General features: G+C 43.3%; 14 protein-coding genes. 2 read left to right on the forward strand and 12 right to left on the reverse strand.

Going from position 1 to position 17,056, the window contains the following annotated elements; genetic code table 11:
- Window positions 1–24: 24 nt before the first annotated feature.
- The 9 genes from AC6H04_RS04480 to AC6H04_RS04520 all read right to left on the reverse strand — a co-directional run bounded on the left by AC6H04_RS04480 (window position 25) and on the right by AC6H04_RS04520 (window position 13,488).
- Window positions 25–1,956, reverse strand: coding sequence for a sugar MFS transporter (locus AC6H04_RS04480; protein WP_497570558.1), 1,932 nt, complete (start codon window positions 1,954–1,956; stop codon window positions 25–27).
- Between the two features lie 145 nt (window positions 1,957–2,101).
- The gene (gene ppdK, locus AC6H04_RS04485) at window positions 2,102–4,720 is read right to left on the reverse strand and encodes a pyruvate, phosphate dikinase (RefSeq protein WP_497570559.1); all 2,619 of its coding nucleotides are present in this window, start codon (window positions 4,718–4,720) and stop codon (window positions 2,102–2,104) included.
- A gap of 276 nt (window positions 4,721–4,996) precedes the next feature.
- Entirely contained in the window at window positions 4,997–5,608 is a 612-nt protein-coding gene (locus tag AC6H04_RS04490) for a helix-turn-helix transcriptional regulator (RefSeq protein WP_497570560.1), read from the reverse strand.
- Window positions 5,609–5,800: 192 nt separating this feature from the next.
- The gene (locus tag AC6H04_RS04495; RefSeq protein ID WP_497570561.1) at window positions 5,801–6,778 is read right to left on the reverse strand and encodes an aldo/keto reductase; all 978 of its coding nucleotides are present in this window, start codon (window positions 6,776–6,778) and stop codon (window positions 5,801–5,803) included.
- A gap of 199 nt (window positions 6,779–6,977) precedes the next feature.
- Window positions 6,978–7,478 (reverse strand): AP2 domain-containing protein, encoded by a 501-nt coding sequence (locus AC6H04_RS04500; protein ID WP_497570562.1) that lies wholly within the window; start codon window positions 7,476–7,478, stop codon window positions 6,978–6,980.
- Between the two features lie 548 nt (window positions 7,479–8,026).
- Window positions 8,027–8,980, reverse strand: a complete 954-nt coding sequence (locus AC6H04_RS04505) for an aldo/keto reductase (RefSeq protein ID WP_497570563.1) — start codon at window positions 8,978–8,980, stop codon at window positions 8,027–8,029.
- A 157-nt stretch (window positions 8,981–9,137) separates the two neighbouring features.
- Window positions 9,138–10,316, reverse strand: a complete 1,179-nt coding sequence (locus tag AC6H04_RS04510; protein WP_497570564.1) for an RNA-guided endonuclease InsQ/TnpB family protein — start codon at window positions 10,314–10,316, stop codon at window positions 9,138–9,140.
- Window positions 10,317–10,649: 333 nt separating this feature from the next.
- The gene (locus AC6H04_RS04515) at window positions 10,650–11,612 is read right to left on the reverse strand and encodes a beta-galactosidase small subunit (protein WP_497570565.1); all 963 of its coding nucleotides are present in this window, start codon (window positions 11,610–11,612) and stop codon (window positions 10,650–10,652) included.
- A complete protein-coding gene (locus AC6H04_RS04520; RefSeq protein WP_497570566.1) occupies window positions 11,593–13,488 on the reverse strand; it encodes a glycoside hydrolase family 2 TIM barrel-domain containing protein in 1,896 nt (631 codons plus the stop codon). The genes AC6H04_RS04515 and AC6H04_RS04520 overlap by 20 nt, the downstream gene beginning before the upstream one ends.
- 261 nt (window positions 13,489–13,749) lie before the next feature.
- Here AC6H04_RS04520 and AC6H04_RS04525 point away from each other — a divergent pair, with 261 nt between their 5' ends.
- Both AC6H04_RS04525 and AC6H04_RS04530 read left to right on the forward strand, forming a co-directional pair.
- A complete protein-coding gene (locus AC6H04_RS04525) occupies window positions 13,750–14,175 on the forward strand; it encodes an EamA family transporter (RefSeq protein WP_497570567.1) in 426 nt (141 codons plus the stop codon).
- Window positions 14,176–14,266: 91 nt separating this feature from the next.
- On the forward strand, window positions 14,267–15,190 hold the full coding sequence (locus AC6H04_RS04530) for an AEC family transporter (RefSeq protein WP_497570568.1): 924 nt from the start codon (window positions 14,267–14,269) through the stop codon (window positions 15,188–15,190).
- 212 nt (window positions 15,191–15,402) lie between these two features.
- Here the strand turns inward: AC6H04_RS04530 and AC6H04_RS04535 are convergent, their stop codons facing one another.
- From AC6H04_RS04535 to AC6H04_RS04545, 3 genes are all read right to left on the reverse strand, one after another.
- Window positions 15,403–15,693 (reverse strand): hypothetical protein, encoded by a 291-nt coding sequence (locus AC6H04_RS04535; RefSeq protein ID WP_497570569.1) that lies wholly within the window; start codon window positions 15,691–15,693, stop codon window positions 15,403–15,405.
- Window positions 15,694–15,797: 104 nt separating this feature from the next.
- Window positions 15,798–16,460: a DNA alkylation repair protein gene (locus tag AC6H04_RS04540; protein WP_497570570.1), complete on the reverse strand. Its 663-nt coding sequence runs from the start codon at window positions 16,458–16,460 to the stop codon at window positions 15,798–15,800.
- A gap of 102 nt (window positions 16,461–16,562) precedes the next feature.
- A complete protein-coding gene (locus AC6H04_RS04545; protein WP_497570571.1) occupies window positions 16,563–17,030 on the reverse strand; it encodes a Dps family protein in 468 nt (155 codons plus the stop codon).
- Window positions 17,031–17,056: the final 26 nt, after the last annotated feature.

Genomic DNA, 17,056 nt, shown 5'->3' on the forward strand with positions numbered 1-17,056 from the left:
CACCTGGCCCTTACACTCCGGTCTCTAACCGCCTTGGTTCACACTCTTCACACTCTTTACCTTTGCCACCTCATCCCCATGTTCAACTTTACCACTTTGGGTCTGCAACTCAACTTGAGCCTGCTTATCCGTCACTACCACGATTACCGTATCATCATAGCCCGCCTTTTTAATCGCCGGCTGCCAAAATTCAATCAATAAGTCGCCCTTTTCCACCTTTTGACCTTGCTCAACATATTGAATAAACCCAGTTCCTCGCATATTAACGGTACCGATACCAATATGGATCAACGTGCCAACACCCTGATCCGAGACCAGCCCAATGGCATGCCTTGTGGGGAAGGTCACCTTAACCGTGCCGCTAAACGGTGCGTAGATCCGACCATCCGTTGGTTTGATGGCGAACCCTTGCCCCATTTTACCTGAAGCAAAGTTGTCATCCGCCACAGTACTCAACAGTTCGATCTCACCATCAATTGGTGCGGGATAAGCATAACTCACGTCCCCATTAGCATCGATAAAGTCCACGTCTTCACCCAGCGTCTTACCCCAGGTTTTTTCCAGTTCCTCAACGATTTGCGCGTGTTCTTTTTCGTCCAAAGTCACTTTTCTAAAGAAGATAAACGTGCCAATCAAGATTAATGCGGCTGGGAACCCAAACATCATCAACTTGAAGACCATATGACCGTGTGCAGTAATGTCTGAAGCCGAAGCACCAGCCGTCATACCAGCCCAAACAGCCGTTAAACCAACGACCCCGTTTGAAATGGCACCGCCCATTTTATCGAGTAATGGCCGAACTGATAGCGTTAAAGACTCATCCCGGTGACCGAACTTCAATTGACCATATTCAACTGAGTCAGTAATGATCATCAAAACCACTAAGAAAATTAAGGGTTGCGGAATGTAGAATAGTACAGCGGCCGCAATCACCATTGGTAACGAACTGCCGGCAACTAAGAAGAGTACTAACGCAATGATCATCACCGCAATTGAGATGAAGAAAACGTTGCGCCGACTGAACTTCTTCGCCATTGGTGGGAACGCAATCACGGCGAACACCCCAATAATCGCGTTGATGGATGCCAAAATACTAAATTTCGATGCATCGCCTAGAATGTAAGTAAAGTAGTAGAGTTCCAGTGCGTTGGTAATTTGCATCCCCGCTGTGTACAAGCCGTATGTTAACGATAACCACATCAGTTGATCGTTTCGGGTTAGCACCTTTAATACACCACGGAAAGTCGTTTTTTCCTTGTTTTTCCGTAATTCAGAATTCTTTTCCTTAGTTCCCAAACCAACAATAACTGCGGAAAGAAATGAAATGGAAGCTACCACTGCAGCAAAAGCAAACCAGCCGCGGTTGTCCCCCTGACCATTGTTAGAGACTTGTGAAAACATCAAAACAATTGGCATCACCATGACACCCACAATGTTGGACCCGATATTGGACCCAACACGGGCGAATGTCGCTGTTTTTTCACGTTCCCGAGAATCAAATGATAGTGCAGGAATCATTGACCAGAAGCCCACGTCCTTGAAGGAATAAAAAATATCCATCGTGATGTACAACACCGCAAAAACAATCAGATAAAGGTAAGGATTAGAGGTATTGAGGCCCCCCATATTAGTAAATAAAAGTGCGATGGTCACGGCACTGATGAAACCACCACCGACGATCCACGGTTTAAAATTACCCCACCGAGTCGTGGTGTTATCAATGGTATTACCGATAAACGGATCAATCGCCAATTCTACAAACCGAAGAATAAAAATAATCAGTGTAATGTAACTGATCATTTTTGCGTTCATACCACCACTGCTCTTGTCAAACAAGTGAGAGGTAACAAACATGATGAAGTAAGTTGATAACGTTGCGTAAAACATATCGTGTCCAAAGGCACCAAAGGCATATGACAGCCGTGAAGTTAAGACTGACTCTTTCTTTTCTTCCATGTTAATACTCCCTTAATACCGCGTGGGGAACGCCTGCACCACCACGCTAGTTATTTTAATAAATCCCCCTAAAGCATTCGGTAAGCGGTTTCGATGTTAGTAATAATCAATAATTTCAATCGGGCTTACACCCGATAAATCGCCGCTATGCTTCCTGTTTTAGTGTTGCTTGGGCCGCTGCCAGCCGTGCTACTGGCACTCGGTAAGGTGAACATGAGACATAGGTAATCCCAATTTGGTTAAAGAAGTCAATTGAGGCTGGATCACCGCCAACCTCACCGCAAACACCGATTGGTAATTCAGGTTTAGTCTGACGTCCCTTGTTAATGGCAATTTCCATTAAGGCGCCAACACCTTCTGTATCAATCGTTTGAAATGGATCTGCTGGCAAGATTCCCTGTTTAATGTATTCAGGCATGAATGAACCCACGTCATCACGGGAATAGCCAAAGGTCAACTGGGTCAAATCATTAGTTCCAAAACTAAAGAAATCAGACTCCTCGGCAACTTGATCGGCAGTCACACAGGCACGAGGCATTTCCATCATCGTTCCCACCTTGTAGTCCAGCTGCCAATTTAAATCTGCCATCATCGCATCGATCTGATTAACGACCAGTTCACGAACCCAAGCCATTTCACTCTTCGAATCAGTTAGCGGAATCATGATATGCGGGTGCACTTCAAGCCCCTCATCATGATGACGAATCACAGCGCTAAGAATTGCCTTAACCTGCATTTGGTAAATATCTGGGAAGGTTACCGCCAACCGATCGCCACGATGACCAAGCATTGGGTTTAACTCTTTCAATGAATTTGTCCGTTCCCGTAATTTTTCGGGTGCTAGGTGAGTTTGCTTTGACACCGCCTGAATTTCCTCCTCATCGTGGGGTAAAAATTCGTGGAGCGGTGGATCCAGCAACCGAATAGTCACTTCTTTATCACCCGCTAGTTTGTACAACTGATAAAAATCTTCTTGCTGCATTTGCAACAACTGTTCTAGGGGTTCCGCTCGACTTGCAGCATCTTCGGCTAAAATCAGCCGCCGCATTTGAACCAATCGTTCCGGCTTAAAGAACATATGCTCCGTTCTGGTTAAGCCAATACCATCAGCACCAAAGTCCAGTGCTTTTTGGAAATCCTGTGGCGTATCTGCATTGGTGTAGACGCCCATCTGAGCGATATCCTTCGCCCAATCTAACAGAACAGAGAGCTCGCCCTTCACACCAGCTGAAGTGGTCCCAATTTGGCCTAAATACAAATTACCGGAAGTCCCATCCACTGAAACCCAGTCACCCTCATGAATTTCCTGTGATCCGATTTTGGCAACTTTAGCGGCATAATCAACGTTGATTTCGTGTGCACCAACAACCCCGGTAGCACCCATTCCCCGTGCGACCACGGCGGCATGGGAGGTCATTCCCCCTCGAGAGGTCACGATAGCTTGGCTGACAATCATGCCATCAATGTCTTCTGGTGAGGTATCCTGCCGAATTAAAATCACTTTGGTACCACCATCTGCCGCCTTTTTGACATCTTCGGCAGTGAAGTAAGCCTGACCAGTGGCAGCACCTGGTGATGCAGGCAACCCCGTTGTCAGTGGTGTTTGCTGAGCGAGCACGTCACCATCAAATTCCGGATGTAGCATCGCCGAAACGGATTCTGGACTCACCCGTTGAACCGCCTGTTCTTTGGTGATCAAACCTTCACCGGCCAAATCTACCGCGATTTTCACCGCTGCGTAAGGCGTCCGTTTACCATCACGAGCTTGCAGTAAAAACAACTGACCGTTTTCAATGGTAAATTCCAAATCCTGCATGTCACGATAATGAGTTTCCAGTTTTTCAGCAATCGTCATGAGCTGATCATAGATAGCCGGCATATCATCGTGTAACACTTCAATAGACTGTGGTGTTCGGATGCCCGCAACCACGTCTTCGCCTTGTGCATTGAGCAAATATTCGCCGAAAACTTTTTTCTCCCCAGTTGCCGGATTCCGGGTAAAAGCCACCCCAGTTCCTGATTGATCTCCGGCATTACCAAAGACCATTTCCTGAACGTTTACAGCGGTACCTAACGATTCGGGAATGTGGTTTTGCTGACGATAGACCTGCGCCCGGTGGTTATTCCAAGACTCAAAAACCGCGTTAACAGCGGCTAGTAACTGATCCTTAGGCGACTGTGGAAATTCTCCTTTGCCGGCTTGCTGATAAATCGCTTTAAACTCTGCAACAATTTTTTTAAGGTCATCTGCCGTTAACTCCAAATCACTCTGATAACCGTTAACACTTTTAACTTTGGTCAAAACATGATCAAAGGTATCTTCTTCAATCCCGTATACAACGTTGCCAAACATCGCTAATAACCGCCGATAACTGTCGTAAGCAAACCGTTCATTATGCGTTAAGTTCGCTAAAGCCACTACCGTTTGGTCATTTAAACCAATGTTTAAAATCGTATCCATCATCCCTGGCATGGAAATGGCCGCCCCCGATCGAACGGAAACCAGTAGCGGCTGATCAGTGCCGTTAAACTGTTTTCCGGTGACCTGACTTAACTGGGTGAGCGCCTGGTCAAGCTGTTGCAGCACTTCGTCACTTAACGATTGCTTTTGCTGATAATCATGGCACGCCACCGTGGTCAGGGTAAACCCGTGGGGGACGGGAAGTCCTAAGTTAGTCATCTCTGCTAAATTAGCACCTTTCCCTCCAAGTAAATCGCGCATCGACATGTTACCTTCCGAAAATTCATAGATCAGTTTTGTCATATAACCACTCTTTCTCGTTAATAAAACGTCATATTTGCTCGATTTATAATGTATATTAAACGAATTTAAATTTCAAGCACTTAAATTACAAAAGGCAATAGAATGTTGATATAAAGGCATTTGAAAATTTTCGCTTACGTTTTATTCAGTGTTAAATATTATGAAATATAATTTTAATAACGTCATAGTTCTGTAAAAGCTGAAAAAAGTCACCTCAATTTCCCGAGAAAAAGCGTAAAAAAATACCACCACTTGGTTGTGATGGCATAAGTTAGATTAAGCTTGTTCAATAAAATGTTGGAAAATCCGGTTCTTAGTGATTTTGCCAGTTACCCGTTGCGGTGCCGCTTTATCCACCACCGGTGCCGAATCTATCTTGTGCTTCAAAAGCAGCTGTCCCGCTTGTTTAACGGTCATATCAGCTGTAACCGTCACAATATTGGGCATCCGTGTCATGATAATGCTGGCAAGTACCGACTCTGGTTTTGAATTATTAAAACTCGCCCGCAGTAAATCTTTTCGCGAAATCAGTCCAACAAGCTGACCTTCGGGATCCACCACGAACAATGTACCAACGTCTTGCAAAAATAATTTACTGATTGCTTCTTGCAGGGTGGCATCATCTTTGATTGTCGGGGCCGGTTGCATGATTGCTGAGATTGGCTTGTCGTATAAAGCTGCATAGTCAACTCCCGCTTGACCATTGCCATGATAAACGTAGCCCACTTTCGGTCGAGCTGTTAGTACTTCCACTGCTGTAAGCAGCCGTAAGTCTCCACGGATGGTGGGGACGCTCAACTTTAGTTGATTGGCGATTTCTTCGCCCGTTAAAGGACTTTTTGCCTTCAGCATTTGAATAATGGCTTCCTGCCGCTCCGTAAATTCCATTAATACCTCTCCATTTCTTTCTCGTCTATTTATGATTAAATTATAGCACTAATGTAACGTGATAATACGTGGTAACTATTCCCAATTTTCGTTTCGTCTGTTTCTGCACGTCAAAAAAAGCCCAGATTGTCGACTTAACTAGTCGTCTATCAGGCTTTAATTGAAACACGATTTTTTTAATTAAATGATTAATTACCAGAGATAATCAACCGGGTTTTTAATGTATTGGTCATACACATCTTGTACGATCTGCATTTGTTCTGGCTTTAATGCTGGTAAGTCAGAAGCCACAGTGTTGCGCTCAATTTGTTCCGGTGTGCTGGCACCTGGAATTGCTGCCGTCACGGCATCAAACATCAGAATATACCGCAGTGCGGTAGCCGCTAAGTTATCCGTTCCAAGACGCTGTTTTAACTCCTGAGCTGCTTTAACCCCGGTCAAATAGTCCACCCCGGAGAAGGTTTCACCCTTATCAAACAGTTCACCATTCCGATTAGTCGTCCGATGATCTTCTTCGCCGAACTGAGTATCAGCCGTGAACTTACCCGTCAGCAAGCCACTAGCTAAAGGTACACGAGCTAGAATACCGACGTTGTTTTTCTTGGCTAAATCAAAGAATAGCTTAGATGGACGAAGACGGAACATGTTAAAGATAATTTCAACAGCCGACACATCGTAGTCCATCGCTTTAATCGCTTCTTCGACACGTTCTACACTCACGCCATAGTTCTTGATCTTGCCTGCCTGCTTCAACTTATCCATGGTAAAGAAAGTCTCAGGTGTATAGTAAATCGACATTGGCGGACAGTGAAGCAGTACCAAGTCAAGCGCTTCTAAGCCCATGTTCTTTAGTGACTCATCAACGTAGCGCGTCAAGTGTTCCGGATTAAAATGCTCAGTCGATAGTGGCATTTCTTTACGCCCAATCTTGGTTGTGAAATGAACGTCTGGATGAGTCTTAACAAAGGCGCCTACAGCTTTTTCACTGTTACCATCCTGATACCCATCAGCCGTATCAAAGAAGTTAACGCCCTGTTCATAAGCTTCTTCCAAAGTTGCGGTAGCATCCTTAATATCAAATGGTGCTCCCCATTTACCGCCAAGTTGCCAGGTACCCAAAGAAATATCACTAATGTTAAAACCGGTTTTACCTAGTGTTCGATAATTCATAGTCAGCTGCCTCCATCACACGATTAATTTCATAGTTTACTTTAATTATAGAAGTTAGAGTGGGGTATAAGTCAAGTAATAGTTAAATAGCCAGCCTTCATCGCACTTCTCTTAGCAATAAAAAGCGCCACCAACAGCAAATAGCTATCAATGGTGCTTGTGAAGTGATTAATAACCCACTAGTTTATCCTTTTATACGTTAAACTTTTTCAATTTCTTTGGTTTTACTGTCCCGCTTAATCCCAAGGTAGGTTTCCTCAGCTTCACGGCGGGCTTCGATTGCCTCAGTAATGGTCTTAAAACTCTTTAACAAAACGTATTTGTGATCGACCATTAACCGAGCGAACCACTTGCCTGTCTGGCGATCATAAGAAACGCCAATAACGCCACTCTTATTACGAGCTGATTCTGAGATTGAACTTAGTGACACACCGTTCTTATCCCGCAACTGATCAGAGCGTCCCATGTAGTCAACAAACTTAGGGTTCTTATAGACCCGCTTGCTAGAAAGGTCTCGTCTTAAGCAACCGCAAGACTTAGTGATGCCTGAACGTAAACGGACACCATCAACAACCGTCTTATTGCCGCAGTCACACTGACATAACCACATTGCATTGGAGTTTGCAGAATTATTTCCGTAATACTTAATTACAACCAACCGACCAAATCGCTGGTTGGTCAAGTCAATTCTTTTGCTCATTTTTGTACGCCATCCTTTAAATATTCTAATTTGCTTACTAATCTAATATTAGAATATCCCCCCAATTAGCAAATTTAATGTCAAATATGCTAATGATATCTAAGGACAATAAGCAGCCAAAAAGATTTATTACTTTAAATTGATAAATACTTCACATAAAAATTATGTAAGCCCAATATAATTAGTCAGCTTTTCCAAAATTCTTAACCCGAATTAAACGCATCACTATCGCATTTAATGAGATTATTGTATCACTATTTCAGTCACATTTGGAGTAATTTTATTTAAAATATTGTCCTTTACAATTAATGGCACAAAATCTAGTATCTGTCCGTAAATCACATCCAATTTTCAGGTAACTGACAAAAGAAAAATCCAATTTTTAAAATTGAATATTCCAAAATTATCACTAAAATACCTGCAATTGGTTGCTTGCAGTCAACTTAAACGAACTGGAGAAAATTCAGCATCAAAATAAAGAAGCATCAACCATTTTCCAACATACTGGAGACTGGCTAATGCCCTCTTTTCTTCTAGTTGTTTTAAATCTATGGTAACGTGTTGCCCGCAGCGAAGTATACGTCGTACCATTCCTGCTTCGTTAATTCAACGTCGGCGCCAGCAATGCTCTCTTTGAGATGTTCCTGGTTCATTGAACCTAAAATCACCTGCATGTTGGCTGGATGACGCAAAATCCAAGCAGTGGCAATGGCATTTTTCGTTACACCTTTTGCGTCAGCAAGTTCCTGCAGCTTCTTATTTAGCTCTGGGAACTTAGGATTATCAATAAATGGTCCTTCAAACATCCCGTACTGATATGGTGACCAAGCTTGAATCGTCATGTTATGCAGTCTTGAATATTCGATGATTTCACCATCATGGTTAACACTGCGATCATCGCTCATGTTCACATGAAGGCCAAAATCAATCGGACCGGTATGCATGACACCGAATTGAAGTTGGTTAACCATTAGCTTTTGACTGATGGCTGATTGAATCAGTTCAACCTGCATTGGATTGCAGTTTGATAATCCAAAATGACGAACCTTCCCCGCTGCTTGCAGCTCATCAAAGGCGGCCGCAATCTGGTCAGGTTCCATCAGTGCGTCCGGTCTGTGCAGTAAGAAGAAGTCCAGATAGTCGATTCCCATCCGTTTCAAAATACCGTCAACAGCCTCAATCAAATGCTGTTTGGAGAAATCATATCGTTGACCAAAGACCAAGTCGCCATGACTTCGTTTAGGATCAAGGACAATACCACCCTTTGATTGAATAATCAGGTCTTCACGCTTAACACCTGACTGCTTCAAGGCTTGCCCGAAAATCTCTTCAGACTTGCCACCACCGTAGATATCGGCAGAATCAATAAAGTTAACACCCTTGTCAGTGACAGTGTCTAATACTTTAGCGGCGTCATCAACGTTAAGACTGACCATCCGCATAATACCTAACGCAACGGCAGAAGCCTGTAAATTCGTGTTGCCTAATGCTACATTCTTCATCCTACTGGAATGCCTGCTACTGATAACTTATAAAAAGTTATAGATTATTCTTGCTTCTCCCTATCCTGCCTCGCATTAAGCTCGCTAATACAGTTGATATGATAGTCCACAAGCGTTAATTTCCGGCTAGCCACCGGTACATGCTTTGAAGCCTGTTTTAGTAGGCGAATTCAAAGTTTTCAGTATCCCTAATATTCAGGGCCGCATTAATATCACGATCTTCAATATAGTTGCAGTTCTGACATTCATACACCCGGTCTTGGAGTTTTAAATCAACTTTTTTATGGCCACATTGGTGGCACAATTTGGAAGTCGGTTCAAAACGGTTAGTTAAGTGCACTGGAATGCCTAACTGCTGGCATTTAGAAACTAATTTGATTCTAAAATTATAGAACCCTTGGTAACTAACAGATTTAGCTAAATGCCGATTTTTCATCATACCTCTAACATTCAAGTCTTCTAAGGCTACCCACTGTGGTTTGGTTCTCACTACAGTAGCAATCAGCTTATTTTGATAATCCGACTGAATGTTGGTCAATCGTTGATATAAGCGTTGCACCTTCCGCTGAGTTTTAGCTAGATTTAAATCAGTAGCAGGTTTCCCTTCTTTCTGTCTTCTAGCTTTCAGTGCTTCATACTGACGGGACATTTTTCTTTGTAGGCGTCTAAGGCGTTTTCTGATGCGCTTTATCCGACTACTTTTATTCTGATTGTGATACAAAGTACCATCATTTAAGATGGCAAATTCTTTTAGACCAAGATCAATGCCGATTGGGTCGCCAGTTAATTCTAACTTTGGCAGTTCAGCCTGTTCCACTAAACAGGTCAGGTAATACCGACCTGCCTTAAATTTGATTCGGCCCTGTTTGATAACGAAGTGTTCTGAGTCTGTAGGAATGTAGCCAAACTCTTTCAAACGTACCCAGCCAAGTTTCGGCAACTTGATCCGGTGACGCTGACAAAGAATGATTTGTGTCTTACTGTTTTTAACAAAATAATAACTGCCTTGACCACGTTTAAAAGATCGCCAGTGCGGGAAACCACTTTGCCGCTTGAAAAAACGTTTCATAGCCGTGTCAGCTTCAATGAAGGCCTGTTTAACCGATTTGGCATATAATTCTTTGACCCACATATCATCAGGATTGGCTTCAAGATATTCATGATTAAACCACTTACTAAAAGCATAGGCATTCAAATAGTAATAACCTTGTTCATACCGCTGCCGGTTGATATCCAAAAACAGGTTATAGGCCCAACGACTGCCACCAATATGACAATCAATCTGCCAGGCCTGTTTTTCAGTCGGCTTAATTTCGACTTTGTAGGTGAGTAACATCAGTTATTCCGCCTTATTGAATTTAATCACCAAGGTGAGGTGTCCCTCATATTATACGGGATGGATTTAGCCCAAAAAGCCTTTTAATGAAATTCATATAAATCACTACATATATGCTATCAGCTAATACTGAAAATTAAACGCCTAACTTTAACCTTGTGATATCTTCGCCGAACTTATAAGAATACAGAATAGGATAGAAGCACCATTTTACAAAGATTTATATTCTTTTACAGCAAAATAGTTACTGTTCATTCCTCCCACTCAACACTTTCTATTATAACGGTTAACGTGTACAAAATAGTAAACATTTTGATAAATTAATTTTCTAAGTTAAACGCCCTTAATGGCAAACGAGAACGAATGGTCCTCTTCAGCCGAAATGTGGTACTGCTGTTCAACGTCCGCACCCCAGCTATCGATACCGCCAACGCCACGAACAGCGCCAAAGATGGTCAGAACCGTCCGCCTTGGAGCCGGTAATTCCTCAATATGAGTCGCGTTTTCCAACTCTTCAGCAGTGTAAGGTAAACAGCTGAACGCAAACGATTGCCCTGCCTGTAAAAAGGTCAGGTTAAAGTCGTGATTAGCATGGTCGGTATTATCCAGCGTACGGTTACGAGTTACGGTCACTTGCTTAGTTTGCATATGCATGCCGCATTCTTGTGGGACTAAATACTTTGTAACCGGTAAGCCGCTAACGGTATAGTGACCCGCCACGCCGCCAGCCATTCGATCAGGATAAGTTTCACCTGATAAGCCATCGTAGTTAAACCCTTTGGCAGCTGTTGGCATGATAAAACGCAAGCCAAGTACGGGCAGTTCAGGTAAACCAGACTGACCATGATACTTAACGTCGACTTTAATTTCACCCGTCCCATTTACCGTATAAGCAGCGGTCACCGTCGTTGCGGGTACCGTCAAAGTTTCGTAAGTAAAGGTAATCGTCACATTATCAGCAAATTCATGGTCACTGTACTTGTTATTCTCAGGCGAAATTGGCAGTTCAATGGCCTTGCCATTAACCGCAACGTCAACTTTCGTACACTTTAAAAACATGTCCGTGCCTAACCACTGAGCCGCTTTAATCGGAAAACCGTTGCCACGGTCATTATCAGTGGTTGCCCGCCAGAAGGTTGGCTTCGGTGTCCGGTACAGCCATTCCTTACCATGTTGCACCAGCGACTCCATGCCGCCGCGTTCGTAACTAAAGATGTAACCGAAACCGTCGCCACGTAGGCCTAACGTTGCGTCACCATAAATAATTTGAACTTGCTTAGTTGATGTGTTTGCCATAATAATACTTCACCTCCTGAAGAGCTGGTTTTGGCGTCCGGTCAGCAAACATGAGACCATCGCCAGAAAATTCATAGTCGGAATGACGATCATCAAAATCGCCGCCATACCGCAAAACCGTTTGCCCTGTCACTTCGTCTTGGGTTTCAATAGCTTGGTCAATAAAGTCCCAAATGAAACCGCCCTGATACATAGGGTACTTGTCGATCAACGCATCATAGGACGACATACCACCAAGTGAATTACCCATATCATGCATAAATTCACAGTTGACGAATGGTTTCTTTGGATCGTTATCCAAGTACTTCGCAATTGCCTTTGGCGGATCATACATCATACTTTCCATGTCGGAGATTTGGTCTTCATAAGCTCGGTTACGACAAACCCCTTCATAGTGCACCAGACGAGTATCGTCATGCTCCTTATAAAAGGCGTTCATGGCTGCAATATCATCACCGGCATACGATTCGTTACCCAGTGACCAGAACAGGATCGCTGTGTGGTTCTTAAAGACTTCGTAGTTGCTGCGAGCCCTGTCTACAACAGCTTCGCGCCATTCCGGCAATGAACCCGGTACGTTATACGACGGCTCAACCGCGCCCATCTTTTGCCAGGTTCCGTGTGATTCCAAATTATTTTCTGCCATCATGTAAATACCAGCTTGATCACACATGTAATACCATTCGATACGGTCAGGATAGTGACAAGTCCGGACAGCGTTAATATTGTTTTCCTTAAAGGTCTTCAAGTCCTGCTTCATATCGTCAACAGAAATTACCCGACCGGATTTAGCGTCCCATTCGTGACGGTTAACACCGTTCAAGATGATCCGCTTACCGTTCAGCAGCATAATCTTATTTTTCATTTCGACTCGTCTGAAACCGAACTGATAAGGAACAACTTCAACCACTTCGCCCTGTTCATCCAAAACGGTGACTTTTAACTGATACAAGTAGGGATCAGTATGCTGCCAGAGGTGCACGTTCTTAAACAGTTTGTGATTGATTTCAACATCATCGTTAACTGCTTCAGTCGTGTCAAACAGACTGTTGCCCTCAGCATCCGTAATGGCTACTTTGACGTTGCCCTTGGCGTTGTCATGCCGGTTCAACTTTAACTTCAGGCTAAAGTCGCCAGTGGTCATGTCATCCGCCAAATTACCAATGATCCGCATATCCTGCACGTGAATCGCTGGTTGGCCAACTAGCCGAACGCTACGGAAAATACCTGAGAAACGGAACATATCTTGATCCTCGATAAAAGCTGCTGTACTGCGTTTGAAGACTTCAACCGCAATCAGGTTTTCACCGTCTTTTAAGTACGGTGTTAAATCAAATTCTGACTGAGAAAAACTATCTTCGGCATAACCCACGAACTGGCCGTTGAGCCAGAGATACATCGCTTGTTCGACACCGTCAAACTGAACAACTACTCGTTGCTGCTGACGTAGTTCCGGATTTAGTGTGAAGGTTCTCAGATAAGCACCAACGTAATTGTCCTCGCCGTCACTAAACATGCCTTCACCCTTTTGATCCTGACCCAAGGCATAGGCCGGACGACGGTAAATCTTACCTTCCCAAGGATAAGTCGTATTGATATACTTCAGTCGGCCATAACCCGCGATTTCAATGTGCTCTGGTACCGTAATCGTATCAAAGTCACTGCGATCATAATCAGGGGCATAAAAGCCAACTGGTCGTTCGCTGGGCTGTTTGGCAAATTTAAACTGCCAAGTCCCGTCAAGCGACTGTGTAAACCGACTCTGACCAGCTGCTAAATCAGTATCACTCTGATAAATACGGTGGTCACTATGAGCTGGCAATTGGTTGACCCGAAACGTCTGCGGATCATCCAACCAGCCTAATTCTGGTTTCATCAATGAATCCCTCCTAATGCAAAAACACTTTATGATATGAAGCGCTTACAGGACTATCATAAATGATTTTGTTTTTTTATAACAGTCTCTTTAACTAAAATTTTACTGATAAATTGTTTCATCAAAACGTCATTTATCTTTCTTATCCCGATATATACTATTGTAATCAACGCACCTAAACGGACAAATCTGGCACTCTGCCTAGCGATTACTTGAATAAGGTATAATAAGAACCGAAATGCTATTAAAGGAGAAAAAATGATGCCTACCTACTTTTGGCCGCTTATTTTAACCATCTTTGCTAACCTGCTCTATCAACTATCAGCCCGCGGTGTTTCCCACACCGTTGACCCGTTCTTTTCGTTGATCATTACCTACGGCGCGGCCTTACTAGGATCACTGCTACTTTACTTAGTCAGTGGTAATCATCAATCAATCGATTTTAACCTGCACCAACTGAACTGGGCTTCCATCACCATGGGACTTTCGATCATTTTTGTGGAATTTGGCTATATGCTGTCCTATAAATCTGGTGCGCCAATCGGTTCTACGCCGATGACGGTAAACATTAGCCTGACCCTATTATTAATCCCAATTGGTCTGCTTTTTTTGCAGGAAAGCTTGACCTTAAGAAATATGATTGGTGTCGTACTAGCAATTATTGCGATCTACCTGATTAATTCTTGATCAATAACAATTGATATTGCCATCACTACTTACTTATTTTCACATTAAGTTCTATAATAAAAGTTATTTGCAATTGAAAGAAGGAACTGCCGTGACAATAGTAAGGGTCATCTTTGGCCAGACTGCAATTATGTTTCTGATGATGTTAGTTGGCTTTCTCTGTTTTAGGGTCGGTCTAGTTGACGAATCAGGCAGTCAGCAAATTTCAAACGTCGTGATTTACATATCTAACCCAGCCTTATTGCTGAATTCTTTTATTGGTAACCTGAAAACCTCGCAAATGATTGACGGCTTATACACGTTGATCATTTTAGTAATCATGATGTTGGTCACCATCGCGATTGCTAAACTGATTTTTCGGAAACCGGAGCAGATGCTCATTCGTTTCGCACTCATTTTTGCCAATCTGGGGTTCATCGGCTTACCGCTTTCTAAAGCCGTGCTGGGAACTGGCAGCATCTTCTACATGAGTATCTTCGTGGGGGTCTCCAACTTTGCGTTGTGGACCTACGGGATTTACATGATTTCTGGTGATAGACGAACGATTCAGCTTAAACGTCTTGCGGTCAATCCCGCAATTTTAGCCCTCATTTTCGGCCTGTTGTTCGCTTTAACTGGTGTCAAATTGCCAAACATCCTTGGGACTACGGTATCCGATTTAGCCAACATGAACCTGCCGCTGGTCATGATTGCCATGGGTTGCTATCTCGCAGAAGGTGACGTTCGCGGTGCCCTTAAGAGTAAAGCACTATATCAGGCTATTGGGGCTCGACTGATTATCGCGCCACTAATTGTACTGGTGATTTTGCAATTTGTTCCCAACCAATTCATGATGGTTAAGGAAGTCATCCTCCTCGGCCAGGCCACGCCAGTTGCTGCTTTGATGGCGATTTTCAGCAATACCTTTCATAAAAATTCTCTTTTTAGCACCACTGTGGTCGGGCTTACCACCCTTTGTTCATTAATCACCATTCCACTCTTTATGGGACTGGCACAATGGCTTTGGCATTTATAGTTTGTAAATTAAAAGCGCTGTGATCTAGTGTTTTAAGTGGAACAGAAAAAGCTTTTTTGGTTCAACACTTTAGTCTAGTCTAATCATGCTCCAAAACTCAGATTCCGGCCATTTAACGCAATAAAGCCTATTCCGACAAAGTTCGTCGGAATAGGCTTTATTGCGTTAAATTCTGGAATCTACCGAGTTTTATCACACACTTTTTTAATAGTCTATTCAGTAATGAAAACATACTGTTCTAAATCTTTTAACCAGTATGTATGAACCTGTTCTGGATGATAGCAAACAATGTCTTGCAAGAATTCATTACCAATCAACGTGTAATAAATCTCTTTCAAGTCATTGAAGGTCTCCAAATAACCAATTTCTTTTTGATGACGAAGGCTTTCACTTGCTTCTCTCCAGCTGTCTGGAAGAGTCGTTAAGCCATATTGACGTGCCAGTTTCTGCCAATTATCCATTGGTACCACTGGCGCCTTTGTTGCGATTGCACTTTCAGGCAATTTAAGTCAGTCCTTTCCACGAATTAAGGATAGCACTGATTTAAATGGATGACGGTTATATTTCAATTAGAATTTTGATCGATTACCATCATTTCCAGCTAATCTTATTTCCCATTAGCTTTCAGGTACTTACTGCCCTCACTGATTGCCAGTCGGCTTAACGCATGCGAGTCTATGAAATTGGCAACCCATTGCGGATTAACTTTACTGTAATTACGTAGCGCCCAGCCAATCGCTTTCTGGATAAAAAATTCGGGCGTTTCCAGATCAGCTAAGATTGCCTCGGTGAGCATCCGCGTATCCGTCTGATCTTTCTCCATCAGCTGAAGGGTAATGGCAACCCGCCGCATCCAGAAGTTGTCGTCACCATTGAATAATTCAAAAACGCGGCGTTTATCATCAGGATGTACCCGAATATAATCGCCGAACCCTTTACGCAAAGCGTCAACAGAATCCCACCAAGCCTTTTGAGTGACTAATTTGGCAAGCGGCTGGATTTCAGTAAAATTCATCCGTTTCACGTTTGCCACCATTAAATCAATGGCAACGTATTGATACTCACGTTCTGACCGTTGATACAAAACTTCAATACCAGTAAGCAGTTCCGGTATCGCAACCTTCTTGCTTTGCTTAATCAGTGTCTTCGACTGCGATTTACGTTCAGGTGTTTTTAGCCCAGCAAAAATAAATTGATCGCGCATATAGTGTGCCATGGGTGCGCTCAAGGCTGAATTTCCTTTTAGTTGAAATTGATCAAATATCGTCATACCGATACCCCATTACCGTTTTGTTATAGCGTATCACGTTTGTTTCTAGGTTTCAGCATCAAAAAAGCGCCGCGATGACTTTCATCATCCAGCGCCTGCAGGTTAATCTAAGGGTCCCTTATCTAAATAGGCTGAAACCATCCAGATTAATTTTTCAATTTCGGTATGGTTTGCAATCAACATGTCTTGAGTGGAGTAATCCCGCTCATCATCCGTAATCTCGATGCCCGTTTGATACTGATCACGCAGGTATTTAAGCTGATCATCTAAACGCGCCATCAATTGAGACAGCGACAGTTGGTCAAAGGTGAGCTTTTCGTCTGGCAATCCAGTCAGCTCAATAAATTCATGGGTGGTGGCAATGGGGCTGCCACCGATAGCAATCAGTCGTTCCGCCACTGCATCCAATTGTTCGTCCAGCGTATCGTTATAATCATCCATCAGCGGGTGTAACTTGTAAAATTCTGAACCACGCATATACCAGTGAGTCTGCTGAATATTGGTATGCAGCTGGCTTAAGTCGGCAATCAGTTGGTTGAGTTGGTCCTGAGTCTTCGGATACTGTGTCATATAGCGTTCCCTCCAATTTCAGATCA

The sequence above is a fragment of the Secundilactobacillus sp. MJ173 genome (assembly GCF_059704265.1).